General features: G+C 65.4%; 17 protein-coding genes and 3 pseudogenes. 17 read left to right on the forward strand and 3 right to left on the reverse strand.

The window, feature by feature from the left end; genetic code table 11:
* Positions 1-222 precede the first annotated feature (222 nt).
* Both IEV62_RS15615 and IEV62_RS15620 read right to left on the reverse strand, forming a co-directional pair.
* A complete protein-coding gene (locus IEV62_RS15615) occupies positions 223-993 on the reverse strand; it encodes a glutaminyl-peptide cyclotransferase (RefSeq protein ID WP_188449126.1) in 771 nt (256 codons plus the stop codon).
* Positions 990-1,553 carry a helix-turn-helix domain-containing protein gene (locus tag IEV62_RS15620; RefSeq protein WP_188449127.1) on the reverse strand — a complete coding sequence of 188 codons (564 nt, stop codon included), beginning with the start codon at positions 1,551-1,553 and terminating at the stop codon, positions 990-992. The genes IEV62_RS15615 and IEV62_RS15620 overlap by 4 nt, the downstream gene beginning before the upstream one ends.
* 91 nt (positions 1,554-1,644) lie before the next feature.
* Between IEV62_RS15620 and IEV62_RS15625 the strand changes: the two genes are divergently transcribed.
* The 6 genes from IEV62_RS15625 (at position 1,645) to IEV62_RS15650 (ending at position 6,055) form a co-directional block, all read left to right on the forward strand.
* Positions 1,645-2,094: a DUF6456 domain-containing protein gene (locus IEV62_RS15625; RefSeq protein ID WP_188449128.1), complete on the forward strand. Its 450-nt coding sequence runs from the start codon at positions 1,645-1,647 to the stop codon at positions 2,092-2,094.
* Complete coding sequence (locus IEV62_RS15630) at positions 2,091-2,645, forward strand: MOSC domain-containing protein (RefSeq protein WP_188449129.1); 555 nt, start codon at positions 2,091-2,093, stop codon at positions 2,643-2,645. The genes IEV62_RS15625 and IEV62_RS15630 overlap by 4 nt, the downstream gene beginning before the upstream one ends.
* A gap of 33 nt (positions 2,646-2,678) precedes the next feature.
* Positions 2,679-3,758, forward strand: a complete 1,080-nt coding sequence (locus IEV62_RS15635; protein WP_188449131.1) for a DUF2855 family protein — start codon at positions 2,679-2,681, stop codon at positions 3,756-3,758.
* A gap of 63 nt (positions 3,759-3,821) precedes the next feature.
* Positions 3,822-4,493, forward strand: coding sequence for a glutathione S-transferase family protein (locus IEV62_RS15640; protein WP_308511247.1), 672 nt, complete (start codon positions 3,822-3,824; stop codon positions 4,491-4,493).
* A 19-nt stretch (positions 4,494-4,512) separates the two neighbouring features.
* Complete coding sequence (gene dapF / locus IEV62_RS15645) at positions 4,513-5,451, forward strand: diaminopimelate epimerase (RefSeq protein WP_188449133.1); 939 nt, start codon at positions 4,513-4,515, stop codon at positions 5,449-5,451.
* A 70-nt stretch (positions 5,452-5,521) separates the two neighbouring features.
* On the forward strand, positions 5,522-6,055 hold the full coding sequence (locus IEV62_RS15650; RefSeq protein WP_188449135.1) for a glycine zipper 2TM domain-containing protein: 534 nt from the start codon (positions 5,522-5,524) through the stop codon (positions 6,053-6,055).
* Between the two features lie 227 nt (positions 6,056-6,282).
* Here the strand turns inward: IEV62_RS15650 and IEV62_RS15655 are convergent, their stop codons facing one another.
* Positions 6,283-7,185, reverse strand: coding sequence for a LysR family transcriptional regulator (locus tag IEV62_RS15655; RefSeq protein WP_188449137.1), 903 nt, complete (start codon positions 7,183-7,185; stop codon positions 6,283-6,285).
* An 84-nt stretch (positions 7,186-7,269) separates the two neighbouring features.
* Here IEV62_RS15655 and IEV62_RS15660 point away from each other — a divergent pair, with 84 nt between their 5' ends.
* The 11 genes and pseudogenes from IEV62_RS15660 (at position 7,270) to IEV62_RS15715 (ending at position 15,641) form a co-directional block, all read left to right on the forward strand.
* A complete protein-coding gene (locus tag IEV62_RS15660) occupies positions 7,270-7,710 on the forward strand; it encodes an ester cyclase (RefSeq protein ID WP_188449140.1) in 441 nt (146 codons plus the stop codon).
* A gap of 10 nt (positions 7,711-7,720) precedes the next feature.
* Positions 7,721-8,044 (forward strand): YciI family protein, encoded by a 324-nt coding sequence (locus IEV62_RS15665; protein WP_188449142.1) that lies wholly within the window; start codon positions 7,721-7,723, stop codon positions 8,042-8,044.
* A gap of 151 nt (positions 8,045-8,195) precedes the next feature.
* Entirely contained in the window at positions 8,196-8,690 is a 495-nt protein-coding gene (locus tag IEV62_RS15670) for a hypothetical protein (protein ID WP_188449144.1), read from the forward strand.
* Between the two features lie 119 nt (positions 8,691-8,809).
* Positions 8,810-9,349 (forward strand): annotated as a pseudogene (locus IEV62_RS15675) (phage terminase large subunit family protein); the annotation flags it as partial.
* Positions 9,350-9,493: 144 nt separating this feature from the next.
* Positions 9,494-10,159 carry a spermidine synthase gene (locus IEV62_RS15680; RefSeq protein WP_188449147.1) on the forward strand — a complete coding sequence of 222 codons (666 nt, stop codon included), beginning with the start codon at positions 9,494-9,496 and terminating at the stop codon, positions 10,157-10,159.
* A gap of 200 nt (positions 10,160-10,359) precedes the next feature.
* A pseudogene (locus IEV62_RS18435) lies at positions 10,360-10,743 on the forward strand (hypothetical protein); the annotation flags it as partial.
* Between the two features lie 28 nt (positions 10,744-10,771).
* Positions 10,772-11,266 (forward strand): annotated as a pseudogene (locus tag IEV62_RS15695) (phage/gene transfer agent baseplate hub protein); the annotation flags it as partial.
* Entirely contained in the window at positions 11,263-11,664 is a 402-nt protein-coding gene (locus IEV62_RS15700) for an NlpC/P60 family protein (protein ID WP_188449149.1), read from the forward strand. The pseudogene IEV62_RS15695 and the gene IEV62_RS15700, both read left to right, overlap by 4 nt.
* A 12-nt stretch (positions 11,665-11,676) precedes the next feature.
* On the forward strand, positions 11,677-13,854 hold the full coding sequence (locus IEV62_RS15705) for a phage tail protein (protein ID WP_188449151.1): 2,178 nt from the start codon (positions 11,677-11,679) through the stop codon (positions 13,852-13,854).
* A 12-nt stretch (positions 13,855-13,866) separates the two neighbouring features.
* Positions 13,867-14,370 carry a DUF2793 domain-containing protein gene (locus IEV62_RS15710; protein WP_188449153.1) on the forward strand — a complete coding sequence of 168 codons (504 nt, stop codon included), beginning with the start codon at positions 13,867-13,869 and terminating at the stop codon, positions 14,368-14,370.
* Between the two features lie 140 nt (positions 14,371-14,510).
* Positions 14,511-15,641 carry an OmpA family protein gene (locus IEV62_RS15715; protein WP_373868604.1) on the forward strand — a complete coding sequence of 377 codons (1,131 nt, stop codon included), beginning with the start codon at positions 14,511-14,513 and terminating at the stop codon, positions 15,639-15,641.
* Positions 15,642-15,776 lie beyond the last annotated feature (135 nt).

The following is a 15,776-nucleotide window of genomic DNA, read 5'->3' on the forward strand; positions in this document are numbered from 1 at the left end:
CTCTTCCGGGACTCGAACCACCCATCACTGAAAAAGCAGGACTTAATCCCACCTCACCCAAGGAACTCGGCCAGAAGAACGCGCTCGCTCCTCTTCCGGGCACCATTTCCGCGCATCACATACGCGCAGGTCAGTAGAGCTTTTCTGAAATCGTCGTGAAATTGAAATCGTCGTGAAATTGATGCTGCCACGGTGCCGGTTGATACAGAGTCGCGCGCGCCGCTATAGCCCGGCAGGCAGCGCAATCTCGAACAGGGTGGGCCAGTTCTTGCCGGTCGCATAGAGTTTCCCCGCGTCGCGGTCATAGGCGATACCGTTGGCAACCGAATCGCGATCGCCGAGCGCGACCTGCGCGATCAGCGGCGTGAGGTCGATGATCCCTTTGACCTTGCCCGTCGCCGGGTCGATCCGCACGATGTAGCGCGTCATCCAGACGTTCGCGAGCAACTCGCCCTTCACATATTCGAGTTCGTTGAGCCGTTCGAGCGGGCGTCCCTGGATCGTTACGGTCAGCCGCCGCACGACCTTTTGCGTGACGGGATCGAGAAAGCGCAGCACCGGCGTACCGTCCGACAGGATCAGGTTGCGGCCGTCATCGGTCATCGCCCAACCTTCGCCGGCATAGCGAAAGCCGCCGCTGCGCTTCAACGTGGGGAGCGTCCAGCGAAAGCCCTGCCCGCCATGCCAAGTGACGCTGAACAGCGTATTCCGCCACGCGACGATCCCCTCGCCGAACAGCGACGCGGCAATCTTTGCCCGCGCTAGCACGCGGCCGGTCTTGAGATCGACGCGGCGGATGTCGGATTGCCCCTCGCGCCCGGTACTTTCGTACAGATGACCGCGGTCGATCAGCAGACCTTCGGTGAAAGCGGATGTATCGTGTGGATAGGTCGCAACGATCCGCGCCTGTTCGATTGGTGGGGGCGGTGGCGCGACGGGCTCGGGTGCGGTCTGCAGCGCGAACACAGCGGCGAGAAGCAAAATGCGGATCATAACGACCGAACCAACGTGGCGGCCATTGCGATCCATGCCGGATCGGCGACGATGTGCTGCCGCGCGCCGGGGCCGAGCGGAAGCACGTGGAGCTTGTGATCCTCGCGCCCGATCAGCCGCCCGAACAGGAAGCGTCCGGCGGGGCGCGGCACGAGCACGTCGCGATTGAGCGCGCTGGCGAAGCGATCGGGCGCGATCCGCGTGCACCAGATTTCGTCACCAGCGCGGTAATCCCCCACCCCGGCCTGCACCGATACCGCAACATGATCGGGCGCGGCGGTCGGCGGGACGATAGTGGCGGGGTGTTTGAGGCCATGCGCGCCGCTCGTGTCGAGCATGGCAGCGACCGCGATATCGGCGCGATCGGGCAAGGTCACCAGATCGGCCGCGCGCACGCCCAGCGCGTCGGCAATGCGGTTGAGCCAGCCAACCGAGACGGTGCGCGTGCCCGTCTCCAACCGGCCGATCGTCTGCGCGGTGGTGGGCGGCACGCACGCGCGCGCGACATCGTCGAGTGTCATCCCCTTGGCGCGGCGGACTTCGCGAATGGCGGTGATCACGGCGCGGCTCCTAACCAGATCGGTTTTTCTCTGTCCTACATTCACGCCGCAATGGCAATCATCTTTGCGACTCGAAACGGGAGATAAAGCGATGCGGGAGCTGGTGGAACGCGCGATCGACGGTAGCGACATGCCAGCGCGGTCGCGGCGGAGCGTGACCGTCAACCGTGCCGAATCGCCGCTCGGCTGGCTGCGATCGCGCGCGCTGATCGATGCGCGGCAGTTCGAGGCGGGCGAGCGGCTGCGCGCGGATTATGAAATGGCGGCACTGGCCCCGCGCGTGACGATGCAGTGGGCGGCGCGCGTCGATGGCGGTGCCGCGGGGCTCGACCCGACGCTCGCGCAGATCGCGGCCAAGTGCCGCTTCGATGCCGCGATGGCGGGCGTCGGCCGGGGCTTGCGCGACATACTCTGGCGCGTTGTCTGCGCGGGTGAGGGCCTGCCGGTCGCCGAAAGGGCGCTCGGCTGGCCCCAGCGCGCCGGTCGCATCGTCCTGACACTGGCGCTCGACCGCTTGGGAGATCATTATGGGCTGCGATGAGCAAGGGCGAACACGCACAGATCGTAGCGGTCGCGGCGGATCGGGCCCACCGCTTCGCCAAGCCGTGTCGTGCGGAAATCCGCTTGATCGCCGGTCTGGGCGTGGAGGGTGACGCGCATCTAGGCAGGACGGTGCAGCATCGATCGCGCGTGGCGAAAGATCCGAGCCAGCCGAATTTGCGGCAAGTGCACCTCCTGCATTCGGAATTGTTCGACGAACTGTCGGCGCGCGGTTTTGTGGTAGGACCGGGAGAATTGGGGGAAAACGTCACGACGCGGGGGATCGCGCTGCTCGATCTGCCCGAGGGTAGTGTGCTCGCGCTCGGCGATGAAGCGACGATTCGCGTGACCGGGCTGCGGAACCCGTGCCTGCAGATCGATCGGTTACGGAAGGGACTGATGGCCGCGACGCTGGATCGAGCAGCCGATGGATCGTTAGTGCGCAAGGCGGGGGTGATGGCGATTGTTCTAACCGGCGGCGTGGTGCGACCAGGTGATGCTGTTCACGTTGTAGAAGTGCCGGCCCACCCTCGACCACTTGGGATGGTTTAGACCTGATTTTCCGCAGACCTTTGGAGCCATACGATGCCCGTAAAACGCGAAATGCTGGTACGGCGTGACGAGCTCACGCAAATCGCCATCAACGAGACGATCGCGCCCGCATGTGCGGCGGGCGAGGTGTTGCTGGCGGTCGAGGCGTTTGCCGTGACCGCCAACAACGTGACTTATGCGGTGGTCGGCGAACAGGTGGGGTATTGGAATTTCTTTCCCGCGCCCGAAGGCTGGGGGATCGTGCCGGTGTGGGGCTATGCGCGGGTGATCGCGTCGGCCGTGCCGGAGATTGCGGTCGGGGAGCGGGTGTACGGCTACCTCCCGATGGCGTCGCATCTGATGGTGCAGCCGGGCAAGATCTCGAACGGGCTGTTCCGCGACATGGCGGCGCATCGCCAGCCGATGAGCGCGGTCTATAATCAGTACCGCCGCCTGGCTGCCGACCCGGCGCACGACCCGGCGCGCGAGGACATGCGGATGCTGTTCGAGCCGTTGTTCCTGACGAGTTTTCTGATCGAGGATACGCTGCGCCGCGCGGGCTGGCATGGCGCAGATACCGTCGTGCTGACCAGTGCTTCGAGCAAGACCGCGCTTGGCACGGCCTATGTCTGCCGTGCCAACAGTCCGGCGGTGCGGCGGATCGGACTGACGGGCGCGGACAACGTCGCGTTCGTCGAGCGGACCGGGCTGTATGACCAAGTGGTCGCGTACGATGCGCTCGGGACGCTCGACGGTGCGGGGGGCGTAGTAGTGATCGATTTCGCCGGGAATATGGCGTTGTTGCAGTCGCTCTATGCGACATTGCCTGGGCGGCTGGCGCAGTGTCTGCGCGTGGGCGTCACGCATCACGACGATCGCGGCGAGGGCGAGGTGCTGCCGGGGCCGAAACCAGTGTGGTTCTTCGCGCCCGATGCCGCGACTGCGCTGATCGGCGAGATCGGGCAGGATGGCTTCAATACGGGCGTGGCGGCGCAGTGGCGCGGCTTCGTCGACACCGCCACCGAGCTGGTGACCGTCGAGCATCAGAGCGGGATGGACGCGTTGCAGCGCATCTGGCGCGCGCAGGTGGCCGGGCAGGCCAAGCCCGATACCGGGTTCATCGTGCGGATATGACGTCGCGCGGCACTCTAGTTTTGAATCGCACCCTGCGTTGGCGTTTGTGATCGCCAAGGGAGGATGGCTACGATGATCGTCTATGGTTCGAATCTGTCGCCATTCGTGCGCAAGGTGCTGGTCTATGCCGCCGAAAAGGGCCTGACTCTCGAACTCGTCGCAGCCGGGCTCGGGCGTGGCGGGCCGGACTTCAAGGAAACGAGTCCGTTCGGCAAGATGCCGGGTTTTCGCGATCCCGGTGCCGACGGCGGCAAGGATTTCTGCATTTCGGATTCGACCGCAATCATCGCCTATCTCGAGGCAAAGTATCCGCAAAACCCGCTGATCCCGATCGATCCGATTGGGCGGGCGCGGACGGTGTGGTTCGAGGAATTCGCCGATACGATCCTGTTCGCGATGGGCTCGAAGATCTTCTTCAACCGCTTTGTCGCACCGAAAGTGCTCAAGGCCGGGGGCGACGAAGGCATTGCGGCAGCGGCGGTGGCGCACGAGCTGCCGCCGATTCTCGACTATCTGGAGGGGGTCGTGCCGCCGAGCGGGTTCCTGGTTGCCGACCGTTTGACGGTAGCGGACATCGCGGTGGCCTCGCCGTTCGTCAATCTGGGGCACGTCGATGTGGTGGTCGATCCAGCGCGCTGGCCCAAGGCGGGGGCCTATCTGGTGGGGATTCACGCGCGACCGAGCTTTGCGCCGCTGATCGCGGCCGAGCAGAGGATGGTCGCGCAGTTCGGGTGAAGCCGCTATGGCGGCGGGTATGCGGTTCGATTTCATCAAATGCCATGGCTCGGGCAATGATTTTCCGATGATCGACGCGCGTGCGTTGTCGCTCGACGATACCGAGTGGGCGCGGATCGCGTTGGCGCTGGCGGATCGCGCCGGGACGGTCGGGGGTGACGGGCTGCTGTTGCTCACCGCGGGCGATGATGCGCATGATTTCGGGATGCGGATGTTTAACTCCGACGGGAGCGAAGCGGAGACGTGTCTCAACGGCTTGCGCTGCGTTGCGCGTGCCGGCTTCGCGGCGTTGGGGCTGGAGCGTGCGACGGTGCGGCTGAAGATGTCCCGTGCCGATGTTATGCGCGATCCGGACCTCGCGCCGGGGGTGGTGACGATCCGCGAAGTGGCGGGGCCGGTCGATCTCGACGTCGCGCGGTGGCCGATGCACACCGGCACAACGCGGGTGGTGGATACCGTGATCCCCGCATTGGATAGTAGCCGTGCGTTCACGGCGGTGGCGATCCCCAATCCGCATCTGGTCAGCTTCGTCGCGGCGATCAACGAAGCGGAACTGGTGGCGCTGGGAACGCAGTGCGAGGCGGCACCCGTATGGCTGCCCAACCGGGCAAATGTGTCGTTCGTCGAGCTGCGCGGCGCGGATGCGCTGTTCGTGCGGACGTTCGAGCGTGGGGTCGGGCTGACCGACAGTTGCGGCAGCGCGATGGCGGCGTCGACCTATGCCGCGTGCCTGACCGGGCGGCTGGCGTTCGAGGCGGAAGCGACCGTGTTCAACCGCGGCGGGTTGGTGCGCGCCGAGGCCGCCGCCGATGGGATGGTGCGGTTGTCGGGGAATGCGACCTATGACTATGCCGGGTCGGTCGACGTGGTTGGATCGATCGCGGGCGCGGTGCGGGTGACGCAGACCTTCGCAGCGGAGACTACGGCATGGCGGGCGGCGGTCGCGGCGGTTGGCTGATCGACGAATTGCCGCAACCCAATGGCAAGCGTATCGTTGGGCAGGTGCAACATTCCCAGGAGAGCCTGTAATGCGTCCACTTTCGAAATTTGTCCCCGCTTTGGCATGGATTTGCCTCGCCGCAGCTACCCCGGCGGTGGCGCAGACGCAGACCGAGGAGCAGCGCTTCCAGCAGGCGCAGCAGCGGTTCAACGGCGAACTGAACACGTTTCGCGCCGAGTTCGATCGCTATCAGCAAGCCCGCGCCCGCGGCTATCGCGATCCGCGCGGCAGCTACGACGATTCGCGCTACGCGGATCCTCGGTATGACGATCGGGATGAGGCTGGATACGATCCCTCGCGTTACTATCGGAATGATTCTCGCTATCAGGAACGCGTGCTTTCAAGTAATGACCGTGTATATCGCGGCAGTGATGGGCAACTTTACTGTAGACGGAATGATGGCACTACTGGACTTATAGTTGGTGCTGTTGGGGGTGGGATTTTAGGAAATATTATAGACGGCGGACATTCGCGCGGCGTCGGGACGATTTTGGGGGCGCTTGCGGGCGGGCTCGTCGGCAAGAGCGTCGATCAGAACAATGCGCAGGTGCGCTGCCGCTGAGCGGACCGTGGTGGACCGGGCAATCCCCCAGCCCGAATTGTGATCGTCGGGCCAGCGCGCGGCACGCGAGATAGCGGTTGCGCCGGTCGCGCAGGGCGCGCGGTGTTTGAGGGCGGTCGGTAGCCGCGCCAGCTTGGCGATCGCGACCTCATTCCCGTCGAAGCGGAGGATGCCGAAGATCGCGCTCATGTGGGGCGGTGGACCTTGCATCGGTCAAGCCGAAGCGATCAAAATGTCCGGGCGACCTGAGTGATCCGGGATCGCAGCCAGGCCAATGCCGTGTCGCCGCGCGTCGCAGGGTTCCAAAGCATCTGCACATGCCAGGCGGGGACTTCGATCGGCAGCTCGAAGACCTTCAGTCGCGCGGTGACCACACGGTGCGCGACTCGGCACGGGATTGCGGCGATCAGGTCGGTTCGCGTCAAGATATCCGGCAAACACAGCATGTGCGGCAATACCAGCGCCACCCGCCGTGCCAATCCGCGTAGGGCCAGGATCCGGTCGATCTCGCCTGTGGCATCCCGCCTGAGCGACACAAGCGCATGATCGGCAGCCACAAAACTGTCCAGTGACATGGTGCCTGTCTGCAACCCGACATGATCGTGCCGAGCCAGCCCGACGAACCGTTCGCGGCTAAGGTTCTGCAGCACGGCTTGCAGAGGAGGCTTAGGAAAGGTGCCGAGCGCGACATCGACCTCGCCCGTATCGATCAATGTCGGCACATCGCCTTTGTCATACCCGATGATTCGCAAGTCGATGCCCGATGCCTCCGACCGTACCGTCTCCAGAACGCCAGGCAGTAACACGAGTGTCGTGTAGTCGGTGCTTGCGATGCGGAAGGTCCGCTTTGCGGCCGATGGGGTGAAGGGCACGTCGACCATCGCGCCGCGCAATTCGGTCAATGCGAGCGTCACGCGCGGTGCCAATCGGATGGCACGCGGCGTTGCCTGCATGCCGCCTGCCGCACGGACGAACAGTGGATCGTCAAAGGCGTTACGCAATCGAGAAAGCGCAGCGCTTACGGCCGGTTGACGCATATCAAGGCGTTCAGCGGCCTTCGTTACGCTTTGCGTCTCGAAGATCGCTTCAAACACCACAAGCAGGTTGAGGTCTATCGTCGAGACGGTCATGCGCGCTCGGCATACTGACTATTATAGTGGCGGCATAGTAACTCTTCGACCGGAACGCTAATTCTGGGCACGTAGGAGGCGCCCATGTCCGACCATATCAATTTAGTCACCCGCTTCATCACCGATTTCCTTGGCAAGGGGGACGAAAGGGCGGGCGAAGATACGCTCGCGCGCGGCGTGCAGGCCATAACGGGGCTCAAGCCAAGTGGCCCAATCGATGGGCTTGATGAATATAAGGCAATAATCGCCGGGTTTGTGGCGGCATTCCCCGCGGCAGAGCCGCTGCAGATCGTCGATCCGTTTGAATCGGCAGATGGGACACGCGTGGTGACACGGTTTCAGTCGCGGCAGCGCCACGACAAGCCGTATTTCGGGATCGAGCCAACCGGGCGTGTCATCCTGTTCGATGAAACACATGTGACGCGCGTGGCGGATGGTCGCATCGTCGAAAATATCGTCTCCGCGACCAATCTCGAGTTCGAGATGCTGATGGCACCGGTACTGGCCCCCCTAATCCTCAAGTAGGAAAATCGAGATGCGCATCTTCGCGACCAGCAAACCGACAGCTTCGGCGACGACCGAGGAACTGATGGCTGACATGGAGGACGAGATAGCGGCGGGCCGCCGCTTCTATCGCGAGGGATTGATCGTTGAGGCCTATATGGACCCGCACTATAGCCGTACCTTCATGATCTTGGAGGCGGAGAGCGTTGAAGCGGCCAAGGCACGGTTCGACACGTATCCGCAAGTCCGGCAGGGCTTGATCGAGTTCGAATACTGGCCGCTGATCGGCATGCCAGCGGTCGCGCAGGTCCATGAGGCTGAAGGCACACCAATGCCGTTATGGTGGCCAGCCTGATGCGACCACAGCCATTTTGCTGTAACCAAAGCGGTACAAAACACTTGACATCGCAACGCTGATTTGGTACATATCAGGAACGATGCAGAATTGCGATTCGGGCCGGGGCGGCGACGCCTTCGGCCCGTTTTTGTTTTGGAGGAGTGGAGTCATGGACAGAGCGGACAGGGGCGGCAAGAACCGTCGGATTCAGGTGCGGCGGCGACCGACGGTCGAGTGGACGCCCGAGCGGCGCGCGGTATTTCTCGATCACCTCTCGGCAACGTGCAACGTCGTGCGATCGGCCGCGGCGGTGGGGATGTGGCCGGGGTCGTGCTATGCGCAACGGCGGCGCGATCCGGCATTTGCCGAACAATGGTCAGCGGCGCTGCAGGCGGGGTATGAGCATCTCGAGGCGAAGCTGCTGGCGCGGGCGCTGGGCCATGACGACTATGTTCCCGCCGACCCCGATACGGTGGTGCCCGAATTCGATACCGATGCCGCGCTCAAATTGCTGGCGCAGCGCAACCGGCTCGCCGCGCGTGGCGGCAGCGGGGGGCGGACGGACTGCGGTCCGCGCTACGTTCGCGTTCCGATCGAAGAGGTCGAGGCGGCGTTGCTGCACAAGCTCGACATGATGGCGAAGCAATTGGGGACCGCGACATGAGCGACGGAATGCGCGCCGTGTTATGGCGGCTCGCCGCGCTGCCGCCCGACCGTCGGCGTGTCGCGATTATGGAGCTGAGCGAGCCGCAGAAGCGCGAACTGCACAATGCCTGGTGGTTGTTCGAGGCGTGCCGCGTGGGTGCCGCGCCTGCGCTGGTGCGCACCGTCGTGGCGGTCGATCCGCCCGCGAGTGCGGAGGGCGATGCGTGCGGGATCGTCGCGGTGGGGCTGGGCGAGGACGGACGCGGCTATGTGCTCGAGGATGCGAGCGTGCGCGGTCTCTCTCCCGAGGTATGGGCGCGCGCGGTGGTGCGCTGTGCCACGCGGCATCGGGCCGACCGCGTGATCGCCGAGAAGAATCAGGGTGGCAATATGGTGGCGAGCGTGTTGTTCGCCGCCGATGCCGCGCTGCCGCTGGCTTTGGTGCATGCGACGCAGGGCAAGACGCTGCGGGCCGAGCCGGTGTCGCTGCTGTATGAGCAGGGCCGGGTCAGCCATGTTGGGGGGTTCCCCGATCTGGAGGACGAATTGTGCGGCTTCGTGATCGGCGGGGGGTATGACGGGCCGGGCGGGTCGCCCGATCGCGCCGACGCTTTGGTGTGGGCGCTGAGCGAGCTGTTGCTCAAGAAGCGCAAGGCGGCGCGGGTGCGGCAGTTGTGAGACGCGGCGGGGGCCGCGCGCTAGCGCCATAAGCCTTTGCGGCTTTGTGTCTTTGTGTGAGGTGGAATTTTCTCACACAAAGGCACAAAGCAAGAAGACACAAGACGGATAAAAGCCGATGCCTGCGGCGCTTTGGAGGGTTTGATGGTGCCGCGCGAATTGATCGGTCGGGCGACGATCCCCGGCGGGGACGAAATGTCGCTCTATTCGCGCGGGACCGATTTCATGATCGTGGTCGACCGCAACGAATTGATGAGCACGCGGATGAACGGTTCCGAGATCGCGCTGGCGACGCTGGCGCTGGAGCGGATCGCGGAGGTCAAGGCGCCGCGGGTGCTGATCGGCGGGTATGGCATGGGGTTTACACTGCGCGCGGTGCTCGGCGCGGTGGGTCCGGCGGCGGTGGTGACGGTGGCTGAATTGGTGCCCGAGATCATCACCTGGGCACGCGGGCCGATGGCGGCGGTGGCGGCGGGGTGTCTCGATGATCCGCGCGTTCGTCTGGTCGAGGGCGATGTCGCGGATGTCATTCGTGCGGGGGGCTATGATGCGATCCTGCTCGATGTCGACAATGGCCCGGACGGGCTGGTGCGTGCCGAGAATGACCGGCTTTATGCCCCGCGCGGGCTGTCAGCGGCGAAGGCGGCTCTAGCGCCGGGCGGCGTGCTCGCGGTGTGGTCGGCCGGGCCCGATGCGAAGTTCGTGCGGCGGTTGAACGACGCTGGTTTTGCGGTCGAGGAAGTTGCGGTGAAGGCGCGGTCGAACGGCAAGGGCCCACGCCACGTGATCTGGTTTGCGCGCGCGCGCTGAGGCGCGCGGCTTCCCACATAAAGGATAGCACAATGAAAATGTTCGGTCGCAAGGCGGCCGGGCGCGAGGAGTCGCGTCCGGCGCTCGAGTTTCGACGTGCGCGCTTCGCGTGCGGTGCCGTTGGCGATGTCCCGCTCAATTATGAGGGGCAGATGCGCGCGCTGTATCTGCGCAATGCGATTGCGCAAAGGGCCGTGCGGATGATTGCCGATGCGGTGGGGGATGCGCCGCTCTCCGCCGCGCCCGAGGTGCTGGCGCTGGTGCAGGCGCGCTCGGCTGGGCAAGCGCTGACCGCGACGGTGGCGGGGCATTTGCTGCTCCACGGCAAGCCCCTCCCCTTCAGGGGAGGGGTTGGGGGTGGGGCCTCTCCGCGACCTGCCAACGTCGAATTTGCTGCACGGCCCCACCCCAACCCCTCCCCTGAAGGGGAGGGGCTAAGGTTCGCAGGCTACGCTGCCGTGTTCGACACGGTCGACCGGGGTGGGGATGTTATCCGGGCGGGGGCGTTCGGGGCTGCACCCGCGCCGGTGCCGCTGCTGTGGCATCATCATGGGCAGCCGATCGGCGCGATCGAGCGGATTGCGCCTGATGCACGCGGGCTTCGCGTCATCGGGCGGATCGACGATCGGCGCGGTCGAGACCGACGGGCAAGCGTTCACGGCGGAACTGCGCGGGAGTGCGGCTCGGCTGGAGCGGCCGGTGGTCGAGGCGACCTCGCCCGAATGTCGCGCCGAGCTGGGCGACCGGCGGTGCCGGGTGGCGATGGCGGGGCGGCGGCGCGTCGCGCGCGTGACAACGTGTGACGAGCGCGTGGCGACGCTCGATACGACCGAGCCGAGCGGCAATGCTTACGGCGCGGGGCTGCTGCGCTGGATCGGGGGCGAGAATTCGGGGCTCGAGAGCGCGATCTCCGTGTCCGACGGCGCGCGCGTGACCCTGCGCGCCGAGCCTGCGCTGCCGGTGGCGGCGGGCGATCTGGTCGAGCTGATCGAGGGGTGTGACAAGAGTCTCGCCACCTGTGCGGCGCGGTTTGGTAACGCGGTGAATTTCCGCGGTGAGCCGTATTTGCCGGGGATCGATCTGCTCACGCGGTATCCCGGCGCATGAAGGGTGCGGCGTGCGCGGTGGCGGCCGCGCGCGGTGCGATCGGCGTGCGGTTCCGCTTGCAGGGGCGCGATCCGGCGTTCGGGCTCGATTGTGTCGGGCTGGCGGCGCTGGCGATGCGCGCGGCGGGTTTCGAAGGAGTCGTTCCGGCGGATTATGGCTTGCGTGGGGGTGATGCGGCGGGGCTGGCGGCGCGGCTCGATGCGAGCGGGTTGGTGCGTGGCGATGCGCCGCGCCCGGGTGATCTGGTGCTGTTCGAGAGTGGGCCGGCGCAGTTTCACATGGCCGTGCTTGTGCCCGGTGGGATCGTCCATGCCGATGCGGGCCTTCGCCGCGTGGTCGAGCGACCGGGCGTGCCGCCCTGGCTGATGCTCGGCTGCTGGCGCGTTATTGGGGATTGAAGGAGCAGCGCGATGGCGACTTTGGTGCTGACGACGATCGGCAGCGTGATTGGCGGGCCGATCGGCGGTGCGATCGGCGGGTTGATCGGCAATGCGATCGACCGCGACGTCCTGTTCAAGCCCAAGGGCCGCGAAGGCCCGCGGCTGACTGAACTCAAGCTGCAGACGTCGAGCTATGGCACGCAAATCCCACTTCTGTTCGGCACGATTCGGATCGGCGGGTGCGTGATCTGGTCAACCGATTTGATCGAGAGCAAGTCGAAGAGCAGTAATGGCAAGGGCCAGCCGAGCACGATCAACTACAGCTATTCGGCGTCGTTTGCGGTGGCGCTGTCGGCGCGGGCGATTATCGGGGTTGGGCGGATCTGGGCCGATGGGAAATTACTGCGCGGGAGCGGCGGGGACTTCAAAAGCGCGACCGGGTTCCGCTTGCATCTGGGCGACGAAGCGCAAGCGGTCGACCCGTTGATCGCGGCGGCGGAAGGGGCGGGGCGGACGCCGGCGCATCGCGGCATCGCTTACGCGGTGTTCGAGCATTTCCAGCTGGCCGATTATGGCAATCGCCTTCCCGCGCTAACGTTTGAGGTGATCGCCGATGCCGGACCGGTTTCGGTCGGGGCGATTGCCGCCGAAATATCGGGCGGCGCGGTTGTCGGCGATGCGGGCGGGCAAATGCTCGTCGGGTTCGCGGCAAATGGTGACAGTGTGCGCGGCGTGGTCGAGACGCTGGCAGTGGCTGGCGGTGCTTGGTTCGCGCCCGCAGGGAATGGCGTGCGGATGCGCGCTGGTCTCGCGACCGACCGGGCAATTGCCGATGGTGAGACGACGGCCATCGGATCGGCGCGCGGCAAACACGGGCGGGCGATCGCTGCGCTGGAGACCGTGCCGCGCACGGTGCTGCTGACGCATTACGACCCGGCGCGTGATTTTCAGACCGGCTTGCAGCAAGCACGGCGGCCGGGCGCCGGCACGCGGGAAGAGCGCGTCGAAATGCCGGCGGCGATCGATGCCGGGGCGGCGAAAACGATGGCGGAGGCCGTATTGTCGCGCGCCGAAGCGGGGCGCGAGCGACGTACGCTGACGCTTGGGTGGGAGTCGCTCGACGTCGCGCCGGGGGCGTGCGTGACGCTCGCGGGAGTAAGTGGTGCGTGGCGGGTGAGCGGCTGGGCGCTCGAGCAGAGCGTGCTGAGCCTGGAGTGCGTGCGGCTGGCGGCGCGGACGCTGCCGATGGATGGCAGTGCGGGACGCGCCGTGTCGGCATCCGATGTAGCAACGGGTGAAACCGTGCTCGCTGCGTTCGAAACGCTGCCGCTCGACGATGGGCTGCTCAGCGCGCCGCGCGTGACGGTGGTCGCTGCAGGGACCGCACCAGGGTGGCGACGGGCGGCGGTGTCGTACAGCATCGACGGCGAGGCGCGCTGGAGCACGCTCGGGGCGACCGCCGCGCCGGGCGTGATCGGGCGGATCGTCACCGTGCCGGGACCCTCGGGCGCGGCGATCGCCGACCGGGTGCACGGATTCGAGGTCGAGCTGGCGCATGCCGAGATGAGCTTGGCGGGAGCCGATGCGGGTACGCGCGATGCCGGGGCCAATCTGGCGCTGGTCGGGGACGAATTGGTGCAATTTGGGGTGGCTGAACAGATCGGGGTGACGCGCTGGCGCCTCTCGGCCTTATGGCGCGGGCGGCGGGCGACCGAAGCGGCGATCGGCACCCAGACGACCGGGGATCGATTCGTGCTGATCGAGGCCGAATCGGCCTTGTCCCTCGACCTTCCGCTGTCGGCGCTGGGCGGCGAGGTGCGGATTATCGCTTCGGGGCCCGGCGACATCGCGGCGCCGGCGGAGGTTCGGGTGCCGGTACGCGGCGCTTCAATCCTGCCGCTTTCGCCGGTTGGGCTGCAGTGGCACGAAATGGGCGACGGTGATGCCGCAGTGCAATGGCTGCGTCGCAGCAGACTTGGTTGGCGCTGGATCGATGGCGTCGATGCACCGTTGGGTGAAGAGCGCGAGGCGTACCGCGTGACGCTGGTGCGGGGCGATGGGGGTGCGCGAACGATCGAGACGACCACAGCGATGGTTTTGGTGACGCAAGCCGACCGCGCGGGCGGCGTGACGCTGATGGTGCGGCAAGTCGGCGCGCACGGCGAATCGGTTGCTGCGGCGATCCAGATTCCGGATTGGGCAATGTGAGGGAGAGCAAGCGTGAGCGATGAAACAAGCGTGCGATTGGGCCTGCCATTGTTGCAGAGCGGGCAGGCGCAGAAGGAATTGTCTCATAACGAAGCACTGACGCTGCTCGATTTTGCGGTCCAGCCTGTGGTCGAATCGGTCGGGGTAAACGCGCCCCCCGCCTCGCCCGTAGTCGGCGCCTGCTGGGTGGTCGGCACGACGCCGAGCGGGGCATGGACCGGGCAGGCCCAGGCGCTTGCCGGATGGAGTGAGGCGGGCTGGCGCTTCGTCGCGGCGCGCGACGGCATAGCCGCGTGGAGCCTTGCCGATGGCGCGATTGCGCGCTTTTCAGGCGGAACGTGGACCGTCGGGCGGGTCAGCGGAACGGAGGTGGTGCTGGGAGGAAATGTGGTGGTTGCTACGCGGCAAGCGGCGATCGCCGATCCCGCGGGCGGCAGCATCACGGACGCGGCGGCACGTGCCACGATTGCCGCAATTCTTGCTGCACTGCGAACACACGGACTGATCGCACGCTGACCCCGCGCGACCGACGAGCACTTCGCCGCTTGGCTGTGGCCGATCGGCCACAGCGCATGTATTTGTGCGCTTGCGTGGAAACCAAGCTTTGGGTAGGGAGTTAGCGCTGTCCGAGTGACAACCAGAAGAAGGGGATTTTTATGCGGAAGCTTGCCGTTGCTATGGCGCTTGCCTCCACTGCTCTCGTCGCCACACCAGCCCTCGCACGCGATAATTCGTGGTACGTGGGCGTCGAAGGTGGCGCCATGGTCGTGGAAGACATTAAGTTTGATATCGGCACCGTTAAGGCCGCTGGTACCGTCGATCACAATTACGGTTACGATGTCGATGGCGTAATTGGTTACGACTTGGGTCGTTTCCGGCTCGAAGCCGAAGTCGGTTACAAGGCTGCAACGATCGACGCGTATCGTACGTCGGTTGGGACGCCAGTGCTCAACTCTCTTGGCCGTCCGGCAACGTTGGTACCGGGGACCTATGATTATGCCGGTGGCCGCAGTTCGGCGCTGAGCTTCATGGTCAACGGCCTCATCGATTTCGGTGATGACGATGGCATCCAGGGCTTTGTCGGCGGTGGTGTCGGCGTTGCCCGCGTGAAGGTGCAAGCGCAGCTCAATACCCGTCAGAACTTCCTCGATGATAGCGACACAGTGTTCGCTTATCAGGGTCTGGCTGGCGTGCGTGCGCCGATCACGAAGCATATCGATGCAACTTTGAAGTATCGTTTCTTCACTGCGGACAACGTCAAGTTGGTCAACGTGGCAGGGACGTCGTTCAACGGTAAGTTCCGTACGCACAGCCTGCTTGGTGGCCTGACCTACAATTTCGGTGAGCCAGCGGCACCACCGCCACCGCCGCCGCCGCCGCCCCCGCCACCGCCGCCGCCGGAGCCTACCCCTCCGCCGCCGCCGCCTGCTCCGGTTTGCTCGCCTGGTCCGTTCATCGTTTTCTTCGAATGGGACAAGTCCGACGTTACGCCTGAGGCAGCAGCCATTCTGGACGGCGCGATTGCGCAGTATCAGAATTGCGGCAGCGCAAAGGTCATGCTGGCCGGTCACGCCGATAAGTCGGGTTCGCCTGCTTACAACGTAGGCTTGTCGCAGCGTCGCGATGACTCGGTTCAGGCGTACCTGACCGCGCATTCGATCCCGGCTGGCGTCATCACCTCGGAAGCGTTCGGCGAGAGCCGTCCGCGCGTCGAGACTGCCGATGGCGTCCGTGAGGTCCAGAACCGTCGCGTCGAAGTCACCTACGGTCCGGGTTCGGGCAACTAAGTCCGACCCGACCTAGTGTCGAAAAATTGGGGAGATCAGCCATGGCTGGTCTCCCCTTTTTCGTGGGAGTGGTACGACGCTCCCGATCTTCGTTCCGTTCTTGATCGCACCCTCCCGGCGCGATCATGTTGCAGC

This window comes from Sphingomonas psychrolutea, from assembly GCF_014636175.1.
Taxonomy (GTDB): Bacteria; Pseudomonadota; Alphaproteobacteria; order Sphingomonadales; family Sphingomonadaceae; genus Sphingomonas; species Sphingomonas psychrolutea.

Coding starts and splice junctions, on each gene's coding strand:
- IEV62_RS15615 (WP_188449126.1), bottom strand. CDS start 993: ATGATCCGCATTTTGCTTCTCGCCGCTGTGTTCGCGCTGCAGACCGCA.
- IEV62_RS15625 (WP_188449128.1), top strand. CDS start 1,645: ATGCGGGAGCTGGTGGAACGCGCGATCGACGGTAGCGACATGCCAGCG.
- IEV62_RS15630 (WP_188449129.1), top strand. CDS start 2,091: ATGAGCAAGGGCGAACACGCACAGATCGTAGCGGTCGCGGCGGATCGG.
- IEV62_RS15635 (WP_188449131.1), top strand. CDS start 2,679: ATGCCCGTAAAACGCGAAATGCTGGTACGGCGTGACGAGCTCACGCAA.
- IEV62_RS15640 (WP_308511247.1), top strand. CDS start 3,822: ATGGCTACGATGATCGTCTATGGTTCGAATCTGTCGCCATTCGTGCGC.
- dapF (WP_188449133.1), top strand. CDS start 4,513: ATGCGGTTCGATTTCATCAAATGCCATGGCTCGGGCAATGATTTTCCG.
- IEV62_RS15650 (WP_188449135.1), top strand. CDS start 5,522: ATGCGTCCACTTTCGAAATTTGTCCCCGCTTTGGCATGGATTTGCCTC.
- IEV62_RS15655 (WP_188449137.1), bottom strand. CDS start 7,185: ATGACCGTCTCGACGATAGACCTCAACCTGCTTGTGGTGTTTGAAGCG.
- IEV62_RS15660 (WP_188449140.1), top strand. CDS start 7,270: ATGTCCGACCATATCAATTTAGTCACCCGCTTCATCACCGATTTCCTT.
- IEV62_RS15665 (WP_188449142.1), top strand. CDS start 7,721: ATGCGCATCTTCGCGACCAGCAAACCGACAGCTTCGGCGACGACCGAG.
- IEV62_RS15670 (WP_188449144.1), top strand. CDS start 8,196: ATGGACAGAGCGGACAGGGGCGGCAAGAACCGTCGGATTCAGGTGCGG.
- IEV62_RS15680 (WP_188449147.1), top strand. CDS start 9,494: ATGGTGCCGCGCGAATTGATCGGTCGGGCGACGATCCCCGGCGGGGAC.
- IEV62_RS15700 (WP_188449149.1), top strand. CDS start 11,263: ATGAAGGGTGCGGCGTGCGCGGTGGCGGCCGCGCGCGGTGCGATCGGC.
- IEV62_RS15705 (WP_188449151.1), top strand. CDS start 11,677: ATGGCGACTTTGGTGCTGACGACGATCGGCAGCGTGATTGGCGGGCCG.
- IEV62_RS15715 (WP_373868604.1), top strand. CDS start 14,511: ATGCGGAAGCTTGCCGTTGCTATGGCGCTTGCCTCCACTGCTCTCGTC.